The following is a 4,038-nucleotide window of genomic DNA, read 5'->3' as shown; positions in this document are numbered from 1 at the left end:
CGCCCCGCCTGCCGCATCGGCGGCGCCCTGCTTGTCGCCGTTGCCGGGCTGGCAGGCGGTGACGGCGAAGGCCAGGGCGAGGGACAGGACGGCAATGCGCGCCGGCTGCAGTTTCATGGGGGTCACTCCGTAGCGAAGAGCGCCGGGACATCCGGCGGATGTTCGCTATGAAATGATATTTTTGTTACAGCGAGATGACTTGCGGACTGGTTGGCGGACGCCCTCACCGGATGCGGCGCTCGCGCCGCCTTCCGGAACCGTGGCAGGGCAGGGCGGCGTGCCCCCGCTGGGCCTGCGCACGGCTCCGCCAGCGGGGACAAAAAAAGACGCGGACCCTGCGGTCCGCGCCTTCGGGACATCGCCGTGCCGGCGCGCGAGCGCCGGACGGGCGAGACGCCGGCTTACTTCATGTTCTGCGCCCAGTAGGCTTCGATCTGCTTGACCAGCGGCTCCGGCAGCGGCACGTAGTCCAGCGCCTTGGCCTGCGGCTGGCCCTGCTCGAACGACCACTTGAAGAAGTCCAGCGCGGCCTTCGACGACGCCGGCTTCTTGGCCTTCTTGTACATGATGGCCCAGGTGGTGGCGGTGATCGGCCACGCGTCCTGGCCCGGCGCGTTGGTCATGATCAGGTTGAAGTCCTTGGCCGACTTCCAGTCCGCGGTGGCGGCGGCAGCGGAGAAGGTCTTGTCGTCCGGCATCACGAAACGGCCGGCGGCGTTCTTCATGCCGGCGTAGCTGAGCTTGTTCTGCAGCGCGTAGGCGTACTCGACGTAGCCGATGCCGCCGCGGATCTGCTTGACGTAGGCGGCCACGCCCTCGTTGCCCTTGCCGCCGATGCCGGCCGGCCACTGCACGGCGGTGCCTTCACCGACCTTGCTCTTCCACTCCGGGCTGACCTTGGACAGGTAGTTGGTGAAGTTGAAGCTGGTGCCCGAACCGTCGGAGCGGTGCACGATGGTGATCTTCAGGTCGGGCAGGGTCAGGCCCGGGTTCAGCGCGGCGATCGCCGGGTCGTTCCACTTGGTGATCTTGCCGAGGAAGATGTTGGCCAGCACGGTGCCGTCGAGCTTCATCGCACCCGGGGCCACGCCCGCCACGTTGAACACCGGCACGATGCCGCCGATCACGACCGGGAACTGGCCCAGGCCGAACTTTTCCAGATCCGCGCCGCTCAGCGGCTTGTCGGAGGCGCCGAAATCGACCGTGGCCGCCTGGATCTGCGCGATGCCGCCGCCGGAACCGATCGACTGGTAGTTGACGCGGTTGCCGCTTTTCTCAGCATAGGCAGCCGACCACTTCGACAGCACCGGGTAGACGAAGCTGGAGCCTGCGCCAGTGACATCGGTGGCTTGCGCCGCGAGCGAAAACGTAGCGACCGCGGCGGCTGCCAGCAGTCGGAGCTTGAGGGAACGCATCGGGAGAACTCCTGAAATAGGTGGAATGCCGGCACCCCGGCCGGCATCGGCTGCATTCCAAGACTTTTTCATGAACGTCTGAAGAAAATCAGATGTCAGTCCGGTGACAGCCTTCCCGGACGGGGTTGCCTTCGTTTCGAAACGAAGCTGACTCAAAACTGTCATGTCTTTGACGGAATCTTTACAAATGGTCGGGCCATCGCACTGGGGCCGCACCGCACCCATACCACCCTGCCACCACCCATCGGAGAGATTCTAATGCGTTCCCATCTTCTCGCCACGGCGATCCTCGCCAGCCTCGGCCTCGCGTCGGCGCCGCAGGCGTTCGCGGCGAAGGCCAAGGCCAGCAGCAACCCGCCCGCCGTCAGCGCTGCCCAGCTGCAGCAGCTGCAGGCCCAGATCGAAGCGCTGCAGACCCAGGTCCAGCAGCTGCAGGCGCAGTCGGAAGCCCTGCAGGCGCAGTCCGACGCGCAGTCGGAAGTGAATGTCGTGCAGGCCCAGGCGACCGAAACGGCGCAGGCCAGCGCCGCCAAGGTCGACAAGCTCGCCAAGCTGGTCAACGACAACAAGATCGGCGGCCGTATGTTCTTCGACCTGACCAACATCGACCGCACCAGCGGCGGCGCCAAGACCGCCGCCAGCGGCACCGGTCTGGACGTCAAGCGCTTCTACTTGACCGTCGACCACAGCTTCAACGAGATCTGGTCGGCCAACCTGACCACCGACTTCCAGTACAGCTCGGCCCTGTCCAACACCCAGCTGTTCGTGAAGAAGGCCTACGTGCAGGGCAAGTTCGACGACGCCTTCGCCCTGCGCATCGGTGCCGCCGACATGCCGTGGGTGCCGTTCGTCGAGAAGTTCTACGGCTACCGCTACGTCGAGAACACCCTGACCGACCGCCTGAAGTACGCCAACTCCTCCGACTGGGGCCTGCACGCCTTCGGCGACCTGGGCTCGCAGGTCAACTACGCGATGTCGGTGGTCAACGGCGCCGGCTACAAGAACCCGACCCGCGGCAAGGGCATGGACGTGGAAGGCCGCGTCGCCTACATGCCGATGCAGAACCTGGCCATCGCCGTCGGCGCCTACTCGGGCAAGCTGGGCAAGGAAACCGACATCCTCGACGCGCAGCACGACTACACCCGCGCCGATGCGATGGTCGCCTACGCCGATTCCAACTTCCGTCTGGGCGGCGAGTACTTCCAGGCCAAGAACCTCAACAACGTGCTGACCCCGGCCACCGACAAGTCCAGCGGCTGGTCGGTGTGGGGCAGCGTGGCGCTGACCGACGGCGGCATCAACGCCTTCGCCCGCTACGACAAGACCGACCTGAGCAAGACCATCGACCCGACCCTGGCCGACAAGTACTGGAACGTCGGCGTCGAGTTCCCGGTGCTGAAGAACCTGAAGCTGGCCACCGTGTACAAGTACACGCACCAGGACAACACCAGCAAGAAGACCGACGTGGAAACCAAGGAATTCGGCGTCTGGGGCGACCTGTCGTTCTGATTCGCGGAGATTCCCGCACGTGGGACGAAAGGCGGCGCATTGCGCCGCCTTTCTTTTTTTGCGGCGCGATCGCCGAGGCGCGCGATGGGGCGCGGGCCGGGGCGCCTTTCACGGTTCGCGTCGACGACCGTGGACGATAGTCGCTGCTAGCGGCCAGGTGGCATCTCGTGGAGAACTGTAGAAGCGGTTTCAACCGCGACGGGCGCAGCGGCGGACGACATGCGCCGCGCAAGTTGCCCAAGCCGACATCCCCGGCGCTGTACCGGCCAGCGCCGCGGCACGCCGCTCAACCCGGCGTCTTGTCCCTGTACCGGCACAGGTCGCGGATCGCGCACTGCGGACAGTCGGGCTTGCGCGCCTTGCACACGTAGCGGCCGTGCAGGATCAGCCAGTGGTGCGCGTCGTGCAGGAACTGCGCCGGCACGCGCTTGAGCAGCGAATCTTCGACTGCGCGCACGTCCTTGCCCGGGGCCAGCCCGGTGCGGTTGGCGACGCGGAAGATGTGCGTGTCCACCGCCATGGTCGGTTCGCCGAAGGCGGTGTTGAGCACCACGTTGGCGGTCTTGCGGCCGACCCCGGGCAGCGCTTCCAGCGCAGCGCGCGAGCGCGGCACCTCGCCGCCGTGCTGCTCGACCAGGATGCGGCAGGTGGCGATGACGTTCTTGGCCTTGGCGTTGAACAGGCCGATGGTGGAGATGTAGCGCTTCAGGCCGTCCTCGCCCAGCGCCAGGATCGCGGCCGGCGTGTTCGCCACCGGATACAGGCGCCGCGTGGCCTTGTTGACGCCGACGTCGGTGGCCTGCGCCGAGAGGATCACCGCGATCAGCAGTTCGAACGGGCTGTCGTATTCCAGCTCGGTGGTCGGGCTGGGGTTGAGTTCGGACAGGCGCGAGAACAGCTCGTGGATCTCGTCCTTGCTCAGCAGGCGTCCGCGCCGTGCAGGCGTGCTTGCGCCCGTGCTCGTGGTCGCGCTCATTGGCCGCCTCGCTGCGCGGCCTTGGCCTTGGCGCGGGCCAGGATCGCCGCAGCGGCCGCCGGCAGGGCCGGCGCGCTCGGTGTGGCCGTGGTCGACGTCGAGGCGATCGGTGTCGCTGCCGCACGTCGCGCCTGGCGC

At 66.7% G+C, this 4,038-nt stretch carries 3 protein-coding genes; 1 reads left to right on the top strand and 2 read right to left on the bottom strand.

Annotated features, from left to right (window positions below; all coding sequences use genetic code 11):
- Positions 1–401 precede the first annotated feature (401 nt).
- Positions 402–1,415, bottom strand: coding sequence for a phosphate ABC transporter substrate-binding protein PstS (pstS, locus tag D588_RS0112555; RefSeq protein ID WP_017910159.1), 1,014 nt, complete (start codon positions 1,413–1,415; stop codon positions 402–404).
- Between the two features lie 258 nt (positions 1,416–1,673).
- Here pstS and D588_RS0112550 point away from each other — a divergent pair, with 258 nt between their 5' ends.
- Positions 1,674–2,924, top strand: coding sequence for a porin (locus D588_RS0112550; RefSeq protein ID WP_017916228.1), 1,251 nt, complete (start codon positions 1,674–1,676; stop codon positions 2,922–2,924).
- 286 nt (positions 2,925–3,210) lie between these two features.
- Here D588_RS0112550 and nth read toward each other — a convergent pair whose 3' ends face one another.
- Positions 3,211–3,900: an endonuclease III gene (gene nth / locus D588_RS0112545; RefSeq protein ID WP_026143656.1), complete on the bottom strand. Its 690-nt coding sequence runs from the start codon at positions 3,898–3,900 to the stop codon at positions 3,211–3,213.
- Positions 3,901–4,038 lie beyond the last annotated feature (138 nt).

It is taken from the genome of Xanthomonas sp. SHU 308, from assembly GCF_000364645.1.
Lineage (GTDB): Bacteria > Pseudomonadota > Gammaproteobacteria > Xanthomonadales > Xanthomonadaceae > Xanthomonas_A > Xanthomonas_A sontii.
The sequence above is the reverse complement of the archived record's forward strand: the minus strand, read 5'-3'. Positions and strand labels throughout refer to the sequence as shown.

Bases quoted from the DNA above. Each gene is read 5' to 3' on its own strand.
- pstS (WP_017910159.1), bottom strand. From the start codon at position 1,415: ATGCGTTCCCTCAAGCTCCGACTGCTGGCAGCCGCCGCGGTCGCTACG.
- nth (WP_026143656.1), bottom strand. From the start codon at position 3,900: ATGAGCGCGACCACGAGCACGGGCGCAAGCACGCCTGCACGGCGCGGA.
- D588_RS0112550 (WP_017916228.1), top strand. From the start codon at position 1,674: ATGCGTTCCCATCTTCTCGCCACGGCGATCCTCGCCAGCCTCGGCCTC.